This window comes from Paenibacillus liaoningensis, assembly GCF_059609455.1.
In genome coordinates this window covers 177,205-196,452 of record NZ_JCAALU010000016.1, presented here as the reverse complement: position 1 = coordinate 196,452, position 19,248 = coordinate 177,205, and the positions used below count along the sequence as shown (strand labels likewise).

Genomic DNA, 19,248 nt, shown 5'->3' with positions numbered 1-19,248 from the left:
AGTGGGGGCTTCCCCCACTTTTTTTATTATTACATTCATTTCTGCGAATGGAGGAATTAGAATGAGTCAAACCGATATGCCGTATGAAATCAAATTTTTATTGGATGGCAACCAGGTACTTACGGATAAACATGAACTGCGCACCGACCTTGTTCATCTGGACCAAGCTGAGCATCAGCAACTGGATATTCGATTTTTGGATACTTCTGCTTTGGATTTGTACCGTAAAGGCTGGATTTTGCGTGGACGTCTCAAACAAGGGAAGGATCACTGGGAAATCACCTTCAAAAAGAGAATTGCTCTTCAAGGGACAATGACGATTGAAAATGCTATTCAAGAAGCAGAGAAATTGGGTTTTGATCTGAACGATCCTTCCCTTAACAAAGAAGTGGATTGGACCGGGGAGCATCAATCGTTAAACCTTTCCTATGAGGTAAAAGTAAGTGCTTCTGAACTGAACGATACCAGTGATTGGAAAATAACATTGATGAAGCATGCGCCGGAACCATTGCGATTGCAGCAATGGGGCGAGATAACTTTTAAGGAGATGTTATCTAAATCAAATATGTATGGCCCGATCCCTGCTCAAAAATATCAAGGAGAACGGAATGGGGTGAAAGAAAGTATTGAAATCTGGACGGTTGCTGGAAGCTCAATTGTGGAAATAACAACGGAGGCGCTAGGAATGGAGGCGGCGCAAAGTAGTCACCAATTGATGGAAAATCTGCTTCAGCAGCAAAATCTGCTGGTCCTGCAACCTGGTTTATCCAAAACCGGATGGGCGCTAAAAAAATGGCTGCAAACAGTAAGCAATCCCTTTTCGCTGCTTCTCGAAGGTGGATTCAACCTCTATTTTAGACATGCGCAGCCTGAAAGTACTGATAATGATGAGGTTATGTTGAGTCAATTAGGTCAAGAGCAAGCTAGGAAATTGGGCGAGCTGCTTTCTGAAAGAAAGATCCCCATACAACTGCCGGTTAGCGCCAGTCCGATCAACCGTGCGAGACAAACGGCGGAATTGGCTTTCAGCGAGAAAAATATTCTAATTGAGCCGCGGCTTATCCAGAAGAATCATTTGCCTCAATTGTTAGAAATAGTCCCTAAGCAAGGATTCAATCAAGTATTTGTTGCTCATCACTTCACATTTAACAATCAGCTTAAAGAATACGATGACTTCATTCATCTAGGGATGGTATGGCTTAAGCCCTTGGGCGAGGGAAAAGGCTATACCGTAGTGCAGGTACTGGACTTGCTGCAGGAAGCTTTGATTAAGCACAGTAGCGATATTCGTGAATTAACCTTGAGGTAACAAAAATATTTAAAGGAAATAAAAGCATACCGCTGTAGGCTGCAACACGATGGAAAGTAACTGAGGAAATTCCTCCATACACTAAAAAACTGCAAAGAACGCAGTGAGATAACTCTCTGCGGTCTTGCAGTTTTTCACTCTCTCTTTCAGCTTTCATCGGCATAGTTATCTTATTTCTGTGGAGCCATATTATTGTAAATGCGCGTTGCATTCACTTTTCCTGTGCTGACATCCTCTGTCGTAAATCCGGATACGATATTGCCAACTTTAAATTCCTTTTGCAGCAGATCTTCAGACGGCTCGGCAGCCGTTGGCCCACTGATACCCAATTCGGTTTCTGGGGTTACGGTTACCCATAAGTCGCCAACCTTGAAGCTTGCTCCATCTTCGCTTACTTCCGTAATCACGCCCTCAATATTGACGACCGCTTTGCCGCTCGTAGGAGGTTTTGTTGCAACAGCAGCCGACTCCGGTGTTGTATTTGGCACATTTGTTATATTTGGTGTATCCTGATTCATCGCGAAGATGCCTACCGATAATACTGCACATGCTGCAATACCAACTGTCCAACCTGTTAACGTTCTTTTTTTAGCTTTTTCCATTTTAAACGACTCCTTTTGATTGATCAAATTTGGTTGTGCTGTCTTTTCCATTTCCGACATCAGCTTCTGATAGGTTGCCTCTTGAAAATTCTCACTTGTTTTCACACGGGACATCGCGGATTTATAAACAGATTTCTTCATCCTCAAGGCCTCCAATCTTCTCTTTTAAGATAAGGCGTCCTCTTGCGAGCCATGTTCCTACCGTTGCCGACTTGGTCTGCAAAATATCGGCAATTTCCTTAATGGAATATCCCTCATAATAGTGCAGATGAATCGGAATCCGATACTTCTTGTCCAAGGCTAGTACAGCCTGCAAGACCCCATTTTCTTCCGGTGGGAGATAGCTAAGATCTTCGGGAACAGGATTTCTGCTTTTGAACCATCCTGTTTTCAGCATATTTTTACTTTTATTTATGGTTGTTCGAATCAACCATGCTTTTTCGTGTTCATTGTTTTCAAATACAGGGCGCTTTTGCAAATAGGTGAGAAATACCTCTTGGGTCACTTCTTCCGCATCAGCTATATTTTTCAAATACGCAAAGGCAATTTTGATCATGCTTTGTGAATATAGATCCAAGGCCCGCCGTACAGATTCATTGAGCTCATATGAATTGTACACCTCAGCACCCCCTTTCACTTTTAATACAACTGAGAGTTCTAATATTTTTCATTGCGTCTAATTTTTTTAGCATTTAATGATTTCCACTAAAATATCCGTTCCATTAAAAGAGATAGAATAAGGACATTGGCATGACATGGCTGCCCTCCTACCTTAACCTTGCTATTCAATCATGTAGAGTACTGCATCTATAGGACAAAATAAAAAAGCACCCGATTGGATGCTTTTTCGTTCTAATCCTCACCTATACCATTTTCGGCTATTTCCAGAGCTTTTTCCAATAAAGGAGTTGGCGATGATGTCGAACAAAAGTCCAAGTGCAGCAAGCCTGCATCATTAGACAATAAACCGATTTTAGAAAGATACATCGCAGAAATGATTACCGATGATTTATGTGAAATCTGTGTGCCGATTAAACCATTATAGTTCCCAAGAATGCCTTGTTATCATGCCCCACAGCAATAAAAGCAACAACTTGCATGAAAACGGCGGACGGTTGCTGAACTTTCAGAGTACTCTTCCTCCTAAAACTGATGATTTAGCTTCCTGCTTCATCATGCTTATAGCTCATATGTCTATTCGTTAGCAGCAATCCATGCATATTTTACTGGATATTTCACAAAACTATAGTGTGGACAACATGATCTAATCGAGAGGGGAAAAAGCACACTTGGCTAAGCACACAGACACAAGTTGGAAAGAGGATCATCCGAGCACTTTGCTCAGTAACTCTGTCCAAAAGGCAAATCATGCGGTTAAGCAAGCGATGTCTCATCCAGAAGAACAAACCGTTGAGCAAGCATGCGATTCAATATCACATGCAGAAAATGCGCTAGATAATGCAGAGCAACATTACGGTCACATGGACACCGTCCAGCAAAATAAAGAGCAGTTAGAGCTTCTGGAGCACCAATTGGATGAAGTACAAGAAAATATGAAGGATCAGTAATATAAGAATAAAGACAAGCTCCGTTCGTTATGTAAAACGAATGGGGCTTGTTTTTATTTCACAATATATCCGCCTATAAAGGGATAGAATTTGTCTTTGTTCCCGGCGACGAGGTAACCTTGGGCTGGAACAACTGGTTCGAGGAGCCGGATAGCACGGCACGCATGGATTCGGAAGAAAACCTGATGAAAATTGGGAAATCGTTTAAGAAGCCGGAGGATAGACTGCGTCGAATGATGACTCCGGTCAGAAAAGCCGCTATTGGGCCGATGCTGGTAGAGCGGAATACCCAGCCAATCAGCTGGACCGAAGTGGCTGCTGAAGAACTAGACGTAGAAAATGATGCCGAACTGTTAGGGCGGTTAGAAGCGTTCAAGCAGAGTACTAACGGTAACCGCGAATATTATCCTTCCTATCGTCTAGATCGGGATGGTGAACATATTCGCATCTATCTGTTTAATGATAGCGAGAATTTTGAGGATTGGGCCGATTCGACCTTGAATCAGGAATTCGACATTCCAACCGAGGACGAGTGGGAGTATATGTATGGTGCCGGCTGTAGAACCTTGTTTCCATGGGGAGACGGAATGGATTACTCGATGAATCTAAAATATTTTGAGGGTCTTAAGGATGACAGAGAGACGAGTACCCCAACAGGAGCAATCAGCCATTCCTATGACCTTGAGCTACCGAATGTCTTCGGACTGCGTTTTCTGGGAGATCCATACCAGAAGGAGCTGACCAAGACAGAAGACGGAGAGTCGACCGGCAAAGGTGGCGAAGGCGGGGCCAATCACAATGGAGGTTTGGGCGTCTTTTTCAGTTATTTGCCAACAGCCGTATATTACCGTGACAAACATGAAGATGAACAGGAATGGGTGGAATGGCTCGATCAGCTGCATTATCGACGAATTGTGCGACTGTGAACAATCCTTGTGTATTACTAAACAGCGTTATCCGCTCTACACCATTATTTAAGTCCAAACTTTCAGGCTTGCTTTGAGAAACGACCCAAACTTTATCTCCTTGTTCAGCAACTCCTCTAACGAATCCATCTCTTGATCCTTTGCTCGCGCCGGATACAAGCTAGATTCCCCTCTCACTCTCCCTTACTTTTCCCAAAAAAATAATGAATATTATTTTATAGCATGATAGCATTCCAAATGTAGTCAATTCTAATGAAGAAAGGAAATAAAATAATGAATATTAAAATCGAAACTTTGCCGAAATACCGTATTGCCTATGTGCGACAAGTAGGTCCATATGGTCCTGCCAATAGTCAAGCAATGGAGAAGCTGAAACAATGGGCTAAGGGGAAAGAGCTGCTTACCGAATCGACTATCCTGCTCGGAGTGCCACAAGATAACCCTGAAACAACAAAGCCGGAAAACTGTCGATATGATGCATGTATTGTCATTGCAAAGGATTATCCAGATGATGATTCCATTAGCGAAGGCCAGCTTGATGGTGGAACGTATATTATTTGCAAAATCAAACATACAGCGAAAGCTATAGAAAGAGCATGGAATGAGATTTTTCCATACTTGCAGAACAACGGATACCAAATGGACAATAAACCAATTTTAGAAAGATACATTGGTGAAATGCTTATCAATGATTTTTGCGAAATATGCGTGCCGATTAAACCTGTATAACTTTCTAAAATCACGATAATCTACAACCTCCTAAGACACGTACAAGCGAATTTCTCGAACCGTATTTTGTTTATTGTGCGGTGTCGCTCTGGGCGTTTCCGGGGCGATTATGCAGTCGGTCACTCGCAACCCGCTTGCAGATCCAAGCATACTGGGAGTCAACACAGGCGCATCTTTGTTTGTGGTCTGCGGGATTGCGTTCTTGAATATTAGCAGCGCTAATCAATATATATGGCTTGCTTTAGCCGGAGCTGGGATTACGGCAGTGTTCGTATTTGGAATCGGCTCTATGGGGCGTGGCGGCGCCACGCCCATTAAGCTTGTTTTGGCGGGGGCGGCCACCAGCGCCGCCCTTGCTTCTGGTTACCGCCATCATGATTCCGCGCTCCTATGTTATGGATCAGTTCAGATTTTGGCAAGTAGGAAGCGTCGGTTCGGCAACCTGGAGCGCTATTACTACCTTCATCCCTTTTCTAATCGTTGGCTTACTAATCGCTTTTATGGCTGCCCCGGCACTAAATGCGCTGGCACTGGGAGACGATGTTGCGACTGGACTAGGCGTTCGGACAGGGCTGCTAAGGTTTATTGCAGCTTTTGCAGGTGTTATTTTGTGTGGAGCTGCTACTGCGCTCTCGGGAGAGCAGCTTAAAGGCGTATTTTTTGCGGTTAGTACAATACGTTTACCGAGAATGCTGGCTGGTCTCTTCGCTGGATTTGCTTTCGGCATTGCTGGTTATGTCTTCCAAACGATGCTGCGCAATCCTCTTGCGAACCCGAATGTCATCGGTATTACCTCCGGCTCCAGCGCGGCGGCTGTTTTTTGCATCACTATCCTTCATTCAAGCAGAGCAGTGATTTCCATTGCTTCTGTCATCGCCGGTCTAGCTATTGTCATTCTGATTTATGCATTATCCAGGGGCAAAACATTTTCAATCGGGCGATTGATTCTTGTCGGAATAGGCATACAGGCTATGCTTGACGCCGTCATATCCTATCTTCTGCTCGTTAGCGCCCAACAAGATATCCCTTCAGCGCTCAGATGGCTCGGAGGCAGCCTCAATGGCTCTCAAATGCGTGAGCTTCCGCCTCTTATAATAACGGTTATTATCTTTACTCCTATCATTATTGTTCTAGGAAAACATCTAAACATATTGGAGCTTGGCGAACAATCGGCTTCTTCTCTCGGCGTGGACACGGACAGGACAAGAATTGCGCTAATTGTGAGCTCCGTCATCATGATTGCTATTGCTACGGCTACCACGGGTCCAATAGCCTTTGTCTCCTTCCTTGCGGGACCGATCGCAAAAAGAATGGTCGGAGCCGGCTTCTCGAACATCATCCCGGCGGGACTGGTTGGCGTTAATTTGGTCCTGGCGGCAGATCTAATCGGACAATTTGCTTTTGAGTACAGATTCCCCGTAGGCATCATTACCGGATTGCTCGGAGCGCCTTATCTAATCTTCTTGTTAATCCGAATGAATCGAAAGGGAGAATTATAATGAAACCGACACATATTTTTCAAGCCGAACAAATCGTAGCGGGCTATGAGAATAAAACGGTTATTCACGGAGTAGATCTTGTTATACCTAGCAATAAAATAAGCGTTATTATTGGCTCCAATGGCTGCGGTAAGTCTACGCTTCTTAAAACACTGGCCAGGCTTATAAAACCTGCATCGGGCAAAATCACCCTTGATGGCAAGCCACTCGGCAAAATCCCGCCTAAACAATTGGCTCGAGTGGTAGGACTGCTGCCGCAATCCCCTATTGTTCCGGAAGGCATTTCTGTAGCGGACTTGGTGGGACGGGGAAGGTTTCCGCACCAATCATTACTCGGCGGATGGATCTTTCTGTAAAACCCGCATTAAATCTCCTTTCACCTAACCCAGCCCTATGCTGCTTAACTCCCAAATGGTTTTTTATTATATCAGCGCACCATACCCCGACATTTACTATTTCCCTAAAGCTAACTTGAAAAATGCTTCAGATTCAAATGGGATACGATGTTGAATTTAATTATCACTACAGCTACGGCCGTTAATCCGTTTAACTTGACAACCTACTACGAAATGTAGTAGGTTTTATTTACTACATCATGTAGTAACAAAGCTCGTTATGGACGCATAACGAAGTAAAGAGGTGTTCACGGTGAACCAGATTCAAAAGTTATCGGATACTGAAGTAGAGCTAATGGAGGTTATTTGGGCGTGCACGCCCCCTGTCACATCTACTGAGCTTCTGAGTATGTTCGCCCTAAAGGGGAAGGAATGGAAGGCACAGACCATTTCCACTTTCCTCTCACGCCTGGTCGAAAAAGGGGCGCTAACGACTACGAGGCATGGACGGATCAATAAATACGAACCGCTTATTTCGGCCGAGGATTACAAGCTAATAGGGACGCAGCAAGTTCTGGATGGCTTATATCAAGGCTCCGTCAAGAACATGGTTTCGGCTTTGTATGATGGTGACAAGTTATCGGATGAGGATATTGCGGAATTGAAAAAATGGCTGTCGGAAAAGTAGGTGCTGCATATGAATACCATTTTTACATTGATGTTTACCCTAACCGTAGCTGGAAATGTCGTTGTCGCTTGTATTTGGTTGTCACAGCACCTATCCACCGAGATTTGGCCTACGAAGTGGCGGTACGTGATTAACAAAATGGCGGTAGGATTGTATTTATTCCCCGTCGTTCTTATTATTCAGTGGATTTCGCGAATGATCCCATTCCGTACGCCAAACGATTCCAGCATGAATGAATCTGCTTCGATCGTACAGCATGCCCAGCCCGGAGCATTATTGAGCTTCAAGCCTGAGCCGCTCTTTCCGGAATGGACGATTTCAACAAATGCAGCCTTTTTTGTAATAGCCATATGGGCAATCGGAGTTGTAGCTTTTGCAGCTTGGCAAACGTATTGTTACCGCAGATTTTTAAAGCAACTGGCAAATACGAGTACTGCCGTCCCATTAAACAGCGAGGCGGTTAACCAGCTTTACCTGATTAAGCAGGCTCTTGAACTTAAAAGCAAGGTCCGGCTTGCTTATAGCTCCTCCATTCAGAGTCCCATTCTTGTTGGGCTTTGGAAGCCTGTCATTTATCTCCCTATGGGTAGTACCACAAACGTAGACATGAGCATGATTATCCGTCATGAGCTGATTCATCTGAAACGCAAGGATATATGGGTTAAAGCTTTTACGCTAGGAGCCAGCGCTTTACATTGGTTTAATCCTTTGGTTCATATCCTTCGTAAGGACATTCATACATGGAGCGAGCTGTCCTGCGATGAAGAGGTGGTCAAAGGCATGTCCCATGCCGAGCGCATACGTTACGGGCAAACCCTTTTAAACGTAATAGCAGAATCAAAAAATATTCCCGTACAGCTCGGCGCCTCTTTATCCGGTGACGGAAAACAATTAAAAAGGAGATTAATTCTGATGCTAAATGTTAAGAACCTGAGCAAAAAAAACATTTTTCTATCCATTACAGCGGTATTTGCGGTAGCTGTAATCAGCACATCCGCTGCGGTATGGGCATCAGGCAATACGCCCAAGGTAGCTGAGGATAAAATGGCCAACGCCGAAAACCACACGGCCAACTCATCAGCGGAACCGGTGCCTTCTATCGCTCCATCTGAGACAGCTAGTGATAATCAACCAGCCGTTACGGAACCCATTCCTGTTCCTTCTGTCGCTCCAGTTGACGAGGCTAGTGAAAGTCAAGCAGCCGTAACAGAGCCCGCTCTTGTTCCTTTCACTGCTCCATCTGCGGCAGCTAGTGATAATCAACCAGCCGTTGCGGAACCCATTCCTGTTCCTTCTATAGCTCCAGCTGAAGCAGTAGTTAAATAGTCTCCAGTAAAATAGAGGCTCATTGTGAAGGGGTTGTCCCGAAAGGGTTTTAATCTGCGGTGAACATCCCCATTGAGCTCGGCAGAATTCATTTTACGAAAAAAAGCGCAGGTTTTAAGGCGGAATTAGCCCGAAACCTGCGCTTTTTGCAGTTTTTTTGTCCACCTATGGAAATTCATTATGGTCGGTGAACAAGGAAAAGGCTTCGCTGTCGTTGCCTCAGAGGTGCGCAAGCTCGCCGAACAGACTCAGCATGCGGCTGAACAGGTCAGCGGGCTGATTGATGGGGTTAGACATGATACTGCTGAGGCTGCCGCAGCAGGCAGACCCATTCGCTAGCAGTGAAAGCACCTCTATGCTCGCAGAAAACCCACCTTTAGACTAAATAGCCAGGGTGGGTTTTCTGCGAGCATGCACAATCGTTTCTTTTCGTATGAGGATAATACTTGAAAAGAGATGAATCATCTGGATTTATTAATCTATCACCTGAGCCAATTCGAATAAATTCCCCCACGGATCGGTGAAAAATGCGAGGCGGCGATGGATGGCCTCCAAGTTAAAGGGCACCCCGATGATGGTGACCCCTTTTGAATCCAAATACGCAATCGCTTCATCCACGTCGTTCACGGTCATGCAGAGGTGATGGTGACCAGCTTTATACATACTGCTGTTAATATCATGGTAAATGGGCGCGTCATTTACCTCTCCGTCTCCAATGATCTCAAAGTAAAAGGAGTCGTCATGGGGCGGAGCGACATAAGCAAGGTGCAGGTCTCCAAACGGCCATTCTTGAATGACACGGAAGCCCAGCTTCTCCACGTACCAGCTCTTTGCAGCCTCGTAGTCTGGCACACGGATGGCGATATGATGACCTTTCAGTGACGCGATAGGGGTGGCAGCAGAATCCTGCCGAAGGTTAGAGTCATGCATGTTTTTTCCTCCTTGGATTTTATAGGACTAGACTTCGTCTGGTTGACATGTATAAATGTACCAGATGAATACACACTATACTTTGTTCGGAGGTCCAAATCCGTTGTTCATTCAGCTCAAGGTTAAGATCATCAGAACTTTAGCGGTTGTTTGAGTGCGGAAGGTGGGATTCCAAATCTCAGCTTAAACACTTTGGAGAAGTGTGAGACGTTCTCAAAACCCGTTGAGAAGCAAATTTCAGTTACGGATAAGGACGAATGGATTAGCATTTCTTGTGCTTTATCCAATCGGCGATTTCGTATCCACTGGAGCGGAGAAGTATTATAGATCGCTTTAAAATCACGTTTGAAGGAGGATAGGCTTCGGCCAGATAAGTAGGCGAGATCATGCAAGGTTACGGGATTTGTGATATTCGCATCAACGACGTCCTTGATGCTTTTTCGTTCTTGGCGCTTAATCTGAGCAAGCTCAGACAGGAAAATATCATTTCTATCGGCTATGCCAAATAATAATTCTAATAACTTCACCTTAACCAACCCATCTCTAATCCGTTCCGGTTCATTGAAATACGGTTTCAATGATTCCAGATAGCTGAAGAGTCTATCATCAATCGTATGTACAGATACCGGAGCCGGTGTCCTAGATGCTGAAGTAGGAGTATAATCCGCTAGTTTCATAAACTCGTTAATTAATTCGTCTTTTAAGAAGAACATCATATAGTTGAGTACATAATCGAAGTTCGGTTCCCCGCTTTTTTCATATTGGAACGCAATGGATTTATGGATCAGCACCATTTCATGCTTGTTCACCGTATGCACCTCGGTTCCAAACCGTACGGTATACATCCCTTCCATTACGAATAAGAGCATATGGTCTTCTAGAAACAACGTGCCAGTGGCGCCTTCTGTACGTGTGCAAGATTCAATGGCAGACAGTCCATTCATTCTCAATATTCTTTGTTGATGGGTTGGTGTTTTGATTAGAATCCGGGGTATTTTTGTCAATTTACTCAAGGGTACAGCCAATGGACATGACTCCTTAGGAATTATATTTGTAGACTATACTTAACTTAGATATAAGTTTCGTTCGAAGAGGCTCACTTCATGTGATTTCTACGGGATTACTTTTATGAAAACAATGACATGCTGCTGATTAAAGCTGTTCAATCATCTTGTGACAACATGGTTAGAAACGTTTATTCTACCATGCTAATTCTTATTGATAAAGCCTTTACATCAGTTCCAAAAATATAGTTTTGCCAAGAGCAACAAACCTTTATTAAGAAATCCGTCTGTAGCATTCGCTAAGAATTTAACGGCTTCCGTAGGAGCCGTTGACAATACTAAGACTTCCGGGGAGGTTGCGTTATTACTTGTAGTTACAGACAGCAAGGTCAATCGTACAGTTGATAACTATTATGGAATAAACTTCAAACATTTTATGAAGTTATTTTCAAAGTTGGACGAGCTTTCCGCAGGCGAAAAGATCCCAATATACTGCTCAGGTATTACCGATAATGATCCGCCTAAAGAAGTTGTCCCTATTACAGATGAAGATGGTTACCAAGTAATAAATAAAAAAGGAAAAATGGAAACAAAGTCTTATGAGGTTTTCCCCACTTATCGTTATCCAATAGCTGGGGCTAATCCAGGCTGACAATTCGGTGCCGAGGCACTTCGAAAAGTCGGCCTTTTTATTGATTTACTTTGTTGAGTTAATCGGCACGTTATCATAATCGCCAAACCTCATCCCGTCAAGAGATAATTTGCAAATGAGCGACATAACGTGGAATCCCCCTTTATTCTTTTGAAATAGGAATGAATTTCCGAGTATGAAGAGCGATATCGCTTTTTTCATTTCATCCTTTTTCACGTAAAATTTTCTTCAGGTCATTAGGGAGATAAGGGATCTACACACAAAGAACAGGAAAGGAAGAGTTACATGAACAGGGTAGAAAAAATCAGATTTACACTCCTTTACAATGAAGCGCCTGAAGCAGATTGTTACGGGTACATGGAGTTGAATCGGGATGGCACTATGATTGCGCTCTACAATAAGTATGGCGAGGAAATCGACATGAATGGTGGACATGAATTTGTCAGGGTAGGGACACTGGGCAAATTCGATGATGAAGACCGCGATAATTTCTATTCCTTGTTAGAAAGTGATGGTGTAGGATAATCTGCACGCCAGACTGGCGAATCGGTGTCAATGCATTACGAAAGGACATAACACAATGAATATTCGGGAGGTAGAAGATGAACAAACGCGTTCAAGAGGCAAGTGGAATAAAGAGAGGACCGATGTTAACCGCGCTGCTCATCGGTGCATTTGTTGCGTTTCTTAACGAAAATTTGCTTGCCAACGCGCTTCCTGGATTGATGCGGGAATTCAACGTTGCTGCCGCGACCATACAGTGGTTATCGACGGGCTATATGCTCGTTATCGGCGTACTGGTGCCAGTGACCGCATTATTGCAGCAATGGTTCACCACACGCCAGATGTTTATGTCTGCGATGGCATTATTTTTAGCCGGCACCTGCTTGTGTGCAGTATCCCCGGGATTCGGATTGTTGCTGATGGGCAGGGTTGTTCAGGCTTGCGGGACAGGATTATTGGTTCCACTCATGATGAATACGATTCTCGCCCTCTATCCTTCAGAACGCCGGGGTTCCGCCATGGGTCTCATGGGGCTGGTCATTATGGTCGCCCCTGTCATCGGGCCGGCTTTGTCGGGGTTGATCATCGATACCTTTCACTGGCGATGGCTGTTCTACATGGTCATTCCTGTCGCCCTGTTTTCAATTATTTATGCAAGCTTTTACTTGAAAAATGTAACAGAACTGACCAAGCCAAGGGTCGATCTTTTATCCATTGTGATGTCAACCGTCGGTTTCGGTTGCGTCACCTACGGCTTCAGCCAAACCAGTGTCTGGGCCGAGCCTGAGGGTTACGGGTTGCTTGCCATAGGAAGCCTCTTCTTGCTCTTGCTTGTATGGCGGCAGCTCAGGATTAAAGAGCCGTTGCTCGATCTTTCCGTATTCCGGCATCCCACTTTTTCTCTAGTTGCAATATTGGTTGTAATCCTGATGATGGTTCTATTTGCCACAACGACATTGCTGCCAATCTATTTGCAGGATGTGATGCAGTTGACAGCCTTCGCAACAGGTTTACTTCTGATGCCAGGTTGCATCTTGAACGGCATGATGATGCCAGTGTCAGGGAAATTATTCGATAAATTCGGACCGCGATTTGTCATTTTGCCCGGACTGTTCTTGATCGCCATAGCGTTGTGGCTGTTTGCCAGCATCGACAGTGATACAACGCGAGGTTCCGTTCTGTTCAATCATGTCCTCTTATTCTTAGGCATATCGTTTGTCGTCATGCCGGCTCAGACGGCAGGATTGAATCAACTTCCGCGGCACCTGGTCCCCCATGGCACAACCATATACAACACGCTCCAACAGATTGCAGGGGGAATTGGCATCGCATTGTTCGTCGGCATCATGTCGTCTGGAGCCAATCGTTATCTCCACCATTCGCTCGATCCTACTGCAATGCTGGAGAAGACACAGAGCATGGTCGCCGGTGTGCAAACGGTTTTTTGGATCGAATTTATTCTCGTCGTCCTTGTTTTGGTAATAAGCTGGTTTATAAAAAAGCTGCCTGAACATCATGAAAGTGATTCATTACAAGCACAGATCGAATCATAAGTTCACAGCCTAAAAACAACGAATAGGGGTGAACCCGGATACCCGGGTTCACCCTCCCTATACAGCTTACAACCTAGCAATTATTCATTTAATGAATTTCAAATGAAGCAGCAGCGCTTTGATGACAACTTCCGATTTGGCGCGAGTCGCATTTTGCAAATGGTTGAATTTATCCTTCGTATCACCTTTGAATTTGGACAATTGGCAAATTCAATAGCACTGGAAATCATTACTGCCATAGTTACGGCATCGTTTTCTCATGATTCTTTAATTGCATCACCAGACGTTGCGTCAAGCTCAAGCTTTGTTCGGCGAGACTGATGCTTCGGGGAAAAATCACTCTACTCCGGTTTAATCGCCATCACTCTTAATCGTTTATAATCCGCATACCATGAGCCGTCATGAAACAATTCGTTGCGGGCTTTAGCAGCTATTTTCGAACAAACGGCAGTCCGCTCCTCTTCAAAAAGTGCCTTGAAGAAATTGTCGGCGAAGCCCCTCAGCCAATGATTCAAGCCTTGCTCATTGTCCTTGATCTTTGTCGGTCGATCGAAGTGAGCCGCATAGGTGACGCGGAAGCCCTGCTGTTCCAACAATGCGCTGTATTCGGCGATGCTTGGGAAATACCAGGGATTCAGCTTGCCAGCATCCATGCCGAATTCCTCATGCAGCACCTCGCCAATGGCCTGAACGATCGTTTCCACATTTCCTTTCCCGCCAAACTCTGCAACAAACCTGCCACCAGGGCTTAAACTATTCCATACACCTGTCAGTACCGCCCCCGGGTTCTTCATCCAATGCAGCGCTGCGTTGGAAAAGACGGCATCGAACGTAGAATTTACGGTGAAATGTTCGCCATCACCAACAAAAAATTGGATTTTGGGATATTTGTGCTGCGCCTGCTCGATCATTGCCTCTGATAAATCCATCCCTGTAACATGTGCGCCAGCTTGACTAATTTCATGTGCCAAATCTCCGGTTCCGCAGCCCAAATCAAAGATTTTTTCATCCTTCATCGGATTCAAAAGCCGAACAACATCCTTGCCCAATTCAGATACAAATCCAAGATTGCGGTCATAATGATCAGATTGCCAAACTTGATTGGAACTCATGAAATCATCTCCCAACTTTTAGGTTAGGGATAGTATGGCATAGAGCCATTTATAAGTTAAATATATTAAATCTATATACATTATAGTTACAAACTATATACACCTATACATAAAACTCTAACCCCTTATCGTTTTGCTAGGCACAATACCGAACTTCTTCTTAAAGCATTTGCTGAAATAGTAGGGATCGGTATATCCCACCTTCATGGACACATCCACAACCTTCAATGACATCAATCCGTCGGAGGATACACCATTCAGCAGCTCAATGGCTTTATCCAGACGAATATTGGTCAAATATTCGGTAAAGGATTGACCCTTCTCTTTTTTGAAAATATGACTCAGATAGCTCGGATTGACCGCCAGGCTGCGTGCAGCCTCCTGCAAATTGACATTCTCGTTGGAATAGTTGGCAATTACGTAGTCTACCGCCTTGGTCACAATATCTGAATTTTTACTGCGAGGAAGCTGTTTCTCTATTTCCACAAACACCATTTCTCGGAAAAATGTCTCCAGCCATTGCTGCAAGGCAGCTACCGTCTCCAAAATATGCATTTGGCGGAAGAGTGGATGCCTTTCCGTTAGCCAGTCCGGAGGGAGAGAACCTCCCCGTTCAAGAATAGCTGCGCTGCCTAGCGATACACACTCCATCAGCACAAACTGGGCTATCTCCTTGCTCGCCCTGCTTTCCATTAGATGATCGCAAGCACGCCGAATGAGCTCAGTAACGGTATCCTGCTGTTTCTGACGGAGCGCGGTCAACCACTCAGAGCGAGCGATCGGCAGCGAAAAAACAGCGTCCTCTGCCCCCGCATGCTCCTGAGCATAAGCAATGACCTGATTGCCGCCTTGTGTGAACTTATATTTGAGCAGGTACAGCGCTTCCGAATAGGACAAGTAAACTTGGCTAATGCTCTCGTAGCTTTGTCCCAGCCCAAATGTGACGAATAGATGCATTTTCTGATCGATAAAAATACGTGACTGCTCGCATAAGTCGAAAAGCGCAGCATCACTATGTTCAGACAGGCTTGCCAATACGGCAATCTGATTTTTTTCTATATTAATAAATGTGCAATCAACGCCCGCAGATCCCAACGTTTCCTGCACAATATTTTGTACGGCAAACCGCCAAAGCTGCCGCTCCTGTTCCTTGGCAAATCGGGTATTGAGCTCGTCGAGCTCCACGATAATGACCGCATAAGAAGAGAACGCCAGATTAAGTCCATAATAACGAGCTTGCTCGCTTAGCGTTTCTGAACTAACCGTCGGCTCATGCAGCAGGAATTGCCTAATAAAGTGGTCCTTCAATATGGGCTTGGTCTGATCAAGCTGCTGCTTTAATTCGCCCATCGATCGTGAAAACTCATTTTCCTCACACAGCTCATCATGTACAGCGGCCAGCGCCTTGGTGAGCTCGTCCTCGTCAATAGGTTTAAGCAGATAATAGGAAGCGCCAAAACTGATAGCCGCACGGGCGTACTCAAAAACATCATAGCTTGTAATAAAGATGATCTTGGTATTTATATACTCGGATCGCAGCGATTCGACAAAGTCCAGACCAGACATGCCGGGCATATTAATGTCAGCGATAATGAGATCATAGTTCTCCTGCCGCGCCAGCTTGAGTGCTTGGGTCCCGTTCTCGACCTCATGCTTAATGCGGAAGCCCAGTGCTTCCCAATCGATTAATTGTATAAGCAGCTGACGGAAATAATACTCATCATCTACAATTAGAACTTGATATAATTGCTTCTTCATAACTGAGACGCCCCCCTTTCCTCAAGCTCCCCCCTGCTGGCCGCAAGAGGAACTCGCAATTCTGCTTGAACACCCTCTCCGAGGGTCGAGGTAATGGAGAGCCCATAATTCTCTCCATAAAGCAGGAGAATCCGCTCTTGTACGCTGCCGATGCCAAAGCTGTCCAAGTCATGATGTTCCCCATCCTTTTCCTTGCCTAGCCAAATCCGGTTCAGCTGCTCTGCGCTCATGCCGCTCCCGTTATCTCTAACGGTGAAAATAAGCAGCTGCCTGCCGTTTTCCTCCGTTTTCCTCCCCGTAATCGAGCATAAAGCTCCTTCATGCTTATCCCTCAGACCGTGCTGAATCGCATTCTCAACTAGCGGCTGCAGAAGCATATTGGCAATCCAGCAGCTCTCAATCGCTTCATCCATTTCAATGCGATAATCAATGTAGCTGTAACGAACCTTTTGAATATAAAGATAACTCTCCAGATGCTTGCGCTCCTGAGAGACCGGAATTAGCTCTTGCCCATTATTAAGCGAGGTGCGATAGAAATCTCCCATCGCCTTCACTACCCGACTGACATCTCGCGCATTTACCATGAGTGCCATGGATCTGACCATTTCGAGTGTATTGTACATAAAATGGGGCTTGATCTGTGAATATAGCAGCCGCAATCCAAGCAGCCTTTTTTGGCGCCCCTCTTGATTGATCGTCTGCAGCAGATCTTGAATTTGCCCAATCATTTCATTAAATTTGTGAGCCACCCTGCCAATCTCATCATTATTCGAAACGACAGCCCGTGCATCCAGATTGCCTTCGCTTACCGCTTTTATCGTTCGGCTCAGTTGGATAATGGGTCTGGTAATCCAACGGGAAAATACAGCCGAAAGAGCGAACGCAATCAGCAGCCCCGCGACGCCAAAACCAACAATGAACAGGGTGATTTTCCATTGATCCTTCATAAGGGTTTGAGTAGGAACAGCGTATACAATCTTCCAGTCATTCTGCTCCATCTCCATCGATGAGATGATCAATCGCCCTTCGTTCGCGTATACCTCATCGTATACTGATTTGTGAAGCAGCTCTGGATCATTAGCGGAAATAATCGTTCCGGCAGCATTGGTTATCATCATTTTACTGTCGAGATGCTCCTCGTCCCGACCATACAATTGGGACAGCTTTCGCTCGTCGATATTGATGAAAATAAACCCGGTGGTCATGCCGTCGTCTATATCAATGATGCGTCTGCCTACCGCCATTACATTTACTTTTTCAGCGTTAACGAGGAAGGGGCTTTCAAAGGTTTCAATCCAGACAGGCGAACCTGCAGCCGCTATCATCTGCTCCTTCGGATACAGGTCGGCTGCATTAGCCCCTACATTGGTCAAGTTCTCTGAATAGTAGAGCTTATCACTCTTAATGGATTGAATTATAACGGAATTAATATAGGGATTGGACTCCACAAGCGAATTGAGACTGGCGTACAGCAGCTGGATATTTTCAATCTCATGCCACTGGGCCATTCTATTGCTTTTCAGAACCGACTGATAGGTCTTGTTCACAATGGCGAGCTTGGAATAGTTCTCAATATCGTTAAATAAGGTGCTAATCGTATTCGATATAAGCGAAACCTTGTATTGAGAGCTGCTTGCCGCTCTTTCTACCGCCTGCTGCTTGGTCATATGATACAGCGTAATAGTCAACAGCAGGACACTAGGAAAAATAACCAATAGATTGATGATCAGCATCTTGCTGCGAATTCCCATATTGTGTAGTTTTCTGATCCCATTCATGAATATCCCTCCGTCAGTCGACTCCTTAGATGCTAGAGAATGTCCCCATTATACCAGCCAGCATCAGAGAGAGGAGAAAAACTTATTTCAGGATAGACCCGGCGGTGAAGCTCTTTTCTAATTGTTCACTGAAAAATAAATAGATAATGACTAGCGGAATCGTTGAAATAAACATTGCCGCACATAACGGCCCCCACTCTACGCTGTATTCGCCGCTGAAGTTCATGAGTCCTAGAGGCAGAGTACGAAGTGAGGATTTCTGAATAAACGTTACGGCCATCAGCAGTTCATTCCATACGTTGAGAAAAACAAAGATTCCTACGGATGCTAAAGCCGGTCTCAGCAATGGCAGAACGACATGGAAGAAGGCGCGGATAACGCCATATCCATCGATGAACGCCGCCTCCTCAAGCTCCTTGGGAAGTCCACGCAGAAAACTCGACAATATGAAAATCGCAATGGGTATATTAACCGTTATATACGGCAATATAATCGCAAGCTGAGATTTCAACAAACCAAGGTCTCTAAGCAGCGTAAATAACGGTACTAGTGTCGCATGGACGGGAACCATAACCCCTGACAAAATGATGATGGACAATAGTCCGCTCCACCTGAATCTCATTCGAGTCAAGGCATAGGCCATCATGGAACCGAGCATAAGTACAACGATTACAGTGATAGTTGTGACAATTACGCTGTTAAAGAAATAATCGCCAATCTCTCCTTGGACCCAGGCGTCCACATAATTTTGAAATTGCCAGGTCTCGGGCAGACTGAAGGCGGAATTGCTCTGAATTTCTTTATTGTTCTTGAATGAGATAAGCACCAGCCATACCAGAGGAATGAGCTGCAGCAGGCCGATGACAGACATAAAAGCGTATAGCCCTATTTTTTTCAAACTTTTTGGACGAATCATTTTTGACGGCTGCTCAGGAAGGTGTAAGGGATGATTGCTTGCTAATTGTTTTTGCATTG

General features: G+C 44.9%; 18 protein-coding genes and 3 pseudogenes. 13 read left to right on the top strand and 8 right to left on the bottom strand.

What is annotated here, in order from left to right; all coding sequences use genetic code 11:
• Window positions 1-61: 61 nt before the first annotated feature.
• Window positions 62-1,309: a histidine phosphatase family protein gene (locus tag AC6B99_RS24695; RefSeq protein ID WP_496664455.1), complete on the top strand. Its 1,248-nt coding sequence runs from the start codon at window positions 62-64 to the stop codon at window positions 1,307-1,309.
• 170 nt (window positions 1,310-1,479) lie between these two features.
• Here AC6B99_RS24695 and AC6B99_RS24690 read toward each other — a convergent pair whose 3' ends face one another.
• Together AC6B99_RS24690 and AC6B99_RS24685 are read right to left on the bottom strand one after the other, a co-directional pair.
• On the bottom strand, window positions 1,480-2,052 hold the full coding sequence (locus AC6B99_RS24690) for a hypothetical protein (protein WP_496664454.1): 573 nt from the start codon (window positions 2,050-2,052) through the stop codon (window positions 1,480-1,482).
• Window positions 2,033-2,530 (bottom strand): RNA polymerase sigma factor, encoded by a 498-nt coding sequence (locus AC6B99_RS24685; protein WP_056031562.1) that lies wholly within the window; start codon window positions 2,528-2,530, stop codon window positions 2,033-2,035. Before AC6B99_RS24685 ends, AC6B99_RS24690 begins: the two co-directional genes overlap by 20 nt.
• Before the next feature lie 670 nt (window positions 2,531-3,200).
• Between AC6B99_RS24685 and AC6B99_RS24680 the strand changes: the two genes are divergently transcribed.
• From AC6B99_RS24680 to AC6B99_RS24640, 9 genes and pseudogenes are all read left to right on the top strand, one after another.
• Window positions 3,201-3,479: a DUF2564 family protein gene (locus tag AC6B99_RS24680; protein WP_056031566.1), complete on the top strand. Its 279-nt coding sequence runs from the start codon at window positions 3,201-3,203 to the stop codon at window positions 3,477-3,479.
• 47 nt (window positions 3,480-3,526) lie between these two features.
• Entirely contained in the window at window positions 3,527-4,405 is an 879-nt protein-coding gene (locus AC6B99_RS24675; RefSeq protein WP_496664453.1) for a hypothetical protein, read from the top strand.
• 273 nt (window positions 4,406-4,678) lie between these two features.
• Window positions 4,679-5,134: a GyrI-like domain-containing protein gene (locus AC6B99_RS24670; RefSeq protein WP_494865315.1), complete on the top strand. Its 456-nt coding sequence runs from the start codon at window positions 4,679-4,681 to the stop codon at window positions 5,132-5,134.
• Window positions 5,135-5,207: 73 nt separating this feature from the next.
• Window positions 5,208-5,435, top strand: a pseudogene (locus AC6B99_RS24665) (iron chelate uptake ABC transporter family permease subunit); the annotation flags it as partial.
• Between the two features lie 94 nt (window positions 5,436-5,529).
• The gene (locus AC6B99_RS24660; RefSeq protein ID WP_496664452.1) at window positions 5,530-6,633 is read left to right on the top strand and encodes a FecCD family ABC transporter permease; all 1,104 of its coding nucleotides are present in this window, start codon (window positions 5,530-5,532) and stop codon (window positions 6,631-6,633) included.
• Window positions 6,633-6,977: pseudogene (locus AC6B99_RS24655) on the top strand (ABC transporter ATP-binding protein); the annotation flags it as partial. The gene AC6B99_RS24660 and the pseudogene AC6B99_RS24655, both read left to right, overlap by 1 nt.
• A gap of 304 nt (window positions 6,978-7,281) precedes the next feature.
• A complete protein-coding gene (locus AC6B99_RS24650) occupies window positions 7,282-7,656 on the top strand; it encodes a BlaI/MecI/CopY family transcriptional regulator (protein ID WP_496664451.1) in 375 nt (124 codons plus the stop codon).
• A gap of 9 nt (window positions 7,657-7,665) precedes the next feature.
• A complete protein-coding gene (locus AC6B99_RS24645) occupies window positions 7,666-8,982 on the top strand; it encodes a M56 family metallopeptidase (RefSeq protein WP_496664450.1) in 1,317 nt (438 codons plus the stop codon).
• Window positions 8,983-9,168: 186 nt separating this feature from the next.
• Window positions 9,169-9,294: pseudogene (locus AC6B99_RS24640) on the top strand (methyl-accepting chemotaxis protein); the annotation flags it as partial.
• A 162-nt stretch (window positions 9,295-9,456) separates the two neighbouring features.
• Here AC6B99_RS24640 and AC6B99_RS24635 read toward each other — a convergent pair.
• Both AC6B99_RS24635 and AC6B99_RS24630 read right to left on the bottom strand, forming a co-directional pair.
• Window positions 9,457-9,912 (bottom strand): VOC family protein, encoded by a 456-nt coding sequence (locus AC6B99_RS24635; RefSeq protein ID WP_056031581.1) that lies wholly within the window; start codon window positions 9,910-9,912, stop codon window positions 9,457-9,459.
• Window positions 9,913-10,043: 131 nt separating this feature from the next.
• Window positions 10,044-10,937: a helix-turn-helix domain-containing protein gene (locus AC6B99_RS24630; RefSeq protein WP_056031584.1), complete on the bottom strand. Its 894-nt coding sequence runs from the start codon at window positions 10,935-10,937 to the stop codon at window positions 10,044-10,046.
• A 193-nt stretch (window positions 10,938-11,130) separates the two neighbouring features.
• Here AC6B99_RS24630 and AC6B99_RS24625 point away from each other — a divergent pair, with 193 nt between their 5' ends.
• The 3 genes from AC6B99_RS24625 to AC6B99_RS24615 all read left to right on the top strand — a co-directional run bounded on the left by AC6B99_RS24625 (window position 11,131) and on the right by AC6B99_RS24615 (window position 13,625).
• Window positions 11,131-11,568, top strand: coding sequence for a toprim domain-containing protein (locus AC6B99_RS24625; RefSeq protein WP_056031587.1), 438 nt, complete (start codon window positions 11,131-11,133; stop codon window positions 11,566-11,568).
• Between the two features lie 285 nt (window positions 11,569-11,853).
• Window positions 11,854-12,093: a hypothetical protein gene (locus AC6B99_RS24620; RefSeq protein ID WP_056031589.1), complete on the top strand. Its 240-nt coding sequence runs from the start codon at window positions 11,854-11,856 to the stop codon at window positions 12,091-12,093.
• Window positions 12,094-12,170: 77 nt separating this feature from the next.
• The gene (locus AC6B99_RS24615; protein WP_056031591.1) at window positions 12,171-13,625 is read left to right on the top strand and encodes an MDR family MFS transporter; all 1,455 of its coding nucleotides are present in this window, start codon (window positions 12,171-12,173) and stop codon (window positions 13,623-13,625) included.
• Between the two features lie 341 nt (window positions 13,626-13,966).
• Here AC6B99_RS24615 and AC6B99_RS24610 read toward each other — a convergent pair whose 3' ends face one another.
• From AC6B99_RS24610 to AC6B99_RS24595, 4 genes are all read right to left on the bottom strand, one after another.
• The gene (locus AC6B99_RS24610; RefSeq protein ID WP_056031593.1) at window positions 13,967-14,737 is read right to left on the bottom strand and encodes a class I SAM-dependent methyltransferase; all 771 of its coding nucleotides are present in this window, start codon (window positions 14,735-14,737) and stop codon (window positions 13,967-13,969) included.
• A 117-nt stretch (window positions 14,738-14,854) separates the two neighbouring features.
• Window positions 14,855-16,495: a response regulator gene (locus AC6B99_RS24605; protein ID WP_496664449.1), complete on the bottom strand. Its 1,641-nt coding sequence runs from the start codon at window positions 16,493-16,495 to the stop codon at window positions 14,855-14,857.
• Window positions 16,492-18,273 carry a cache domain-containing sensor histidine kinase gene (locus AC6B99_RS24600; protein ID WP_081418657.1) on the bottom strand — a complete coding sequence of 594 codons (1,782 nt, stop codon included), beginning with the start codon at window positions 18,271-18,273 and terminating at the stop codon, window positions 16,492-16,494. The genes AC6B99_RS24605 and AC6B99_RS24600 overlap by 4 nt, the downstream gene beginning before the upstream one ends.
• Before the next feature lie 82 nt (window positions 18,274-18,355).
• Window positions 18,356-19,246: a carbohydrate ABC transporter permease gene (locus tag AC6B99_RS24595; RefSeq protein WP_235533073.1), complete on the bottom strand. Its 891-nt coding sequence runs from the start codon at window positions 19,244-19,246 to the stop codon at window positions 18,356-18,358.
• Between the last annotated feature and the right edge of the window lie 2 nt (window positions 19,247-19,248).

Coding starts and splice junctions, on each gene's coding strand:
- AC6B99_RS24695 (WP_496664455.1), top strand. CDS start 62: ATGAGTCAAACCGATATGCCGTATGAAATCAAATTTTTATTGGATGGC.
- AC6B99_RS24690 (WP_496664454.1), bottom strand. CDS start 2,052: ATGAAGAAATCTGTTTATAAATCCGCGATGTCCCGTGTGAAAACAAGT.
- AC6B99_RS24670 (WP_494865315.1), top strand. CDS start 4,679: ATGAATATTAAAATCGAAACTTTGCCGAAATACCGTATTGCCTATGTG.
- AC6B99_RS24660 (WP_496664452.1), top strand. CDS start 5,530: ATGGATCAGTTCAGATTTTGGCAAGTAGGAAGCGTCGGTTCGGCAACC.
- AC6B99_RS24645 (WP_496664450.1), top strand. CDS start 7,666: ATGAATACCATTTTTACATTGATGTTTACCCTAACCGTAGCTGGAAAT.
- AC6B99_RS24635 (WP_056031581.1), bottom strand. CDS start 9,912: ATGCATGACTCTAACCTTCGGCAGGATTCTGCTGCCACCCCTATCGCG.
- AC6B99_RS24620 (WP_056031589.1), top strand. CDS start 11,854: ATGAACAGGGTAGAAAAAATCAGATTTACACTCCTTTACAATGAAGCG.
- AC6B99_RS24615 (WP_056031591.1), top strand. CDS start 12,171: ATGAACAAACGCGTTCAAGAGGCAAGTGGAATAAAGAGAGGACCGATG.
- AC6B99_RS24610 (WP_056031593.1), bottom strand. CDS start 14,737: ATGAGTTCCAATCAAGTTTGGCAATCTGATCATTATGACCGCAATCTT.
- AC6B99_RS24605 (WP_496664449.1), bottom strand. CDS start 16,495: ATGAAGAAGCAATTATATCAAGTTCTAATTGTAGATGATGAGTATTAT.
- AC6B99_RS24600 (WP_081418657.1), bottom strand. CDS start 18,273: ATGAATGGGATCAGAAAACTACACAATATGGGAATTCGCAGCAAGATG.
- AC6B99_RS24595 (WP_235533073.1), bottom strand. CDS start 19,246: ATGCAAAAACAATTAGCAAGCAATCATCCCTTACACCTTCCTGAGCAG.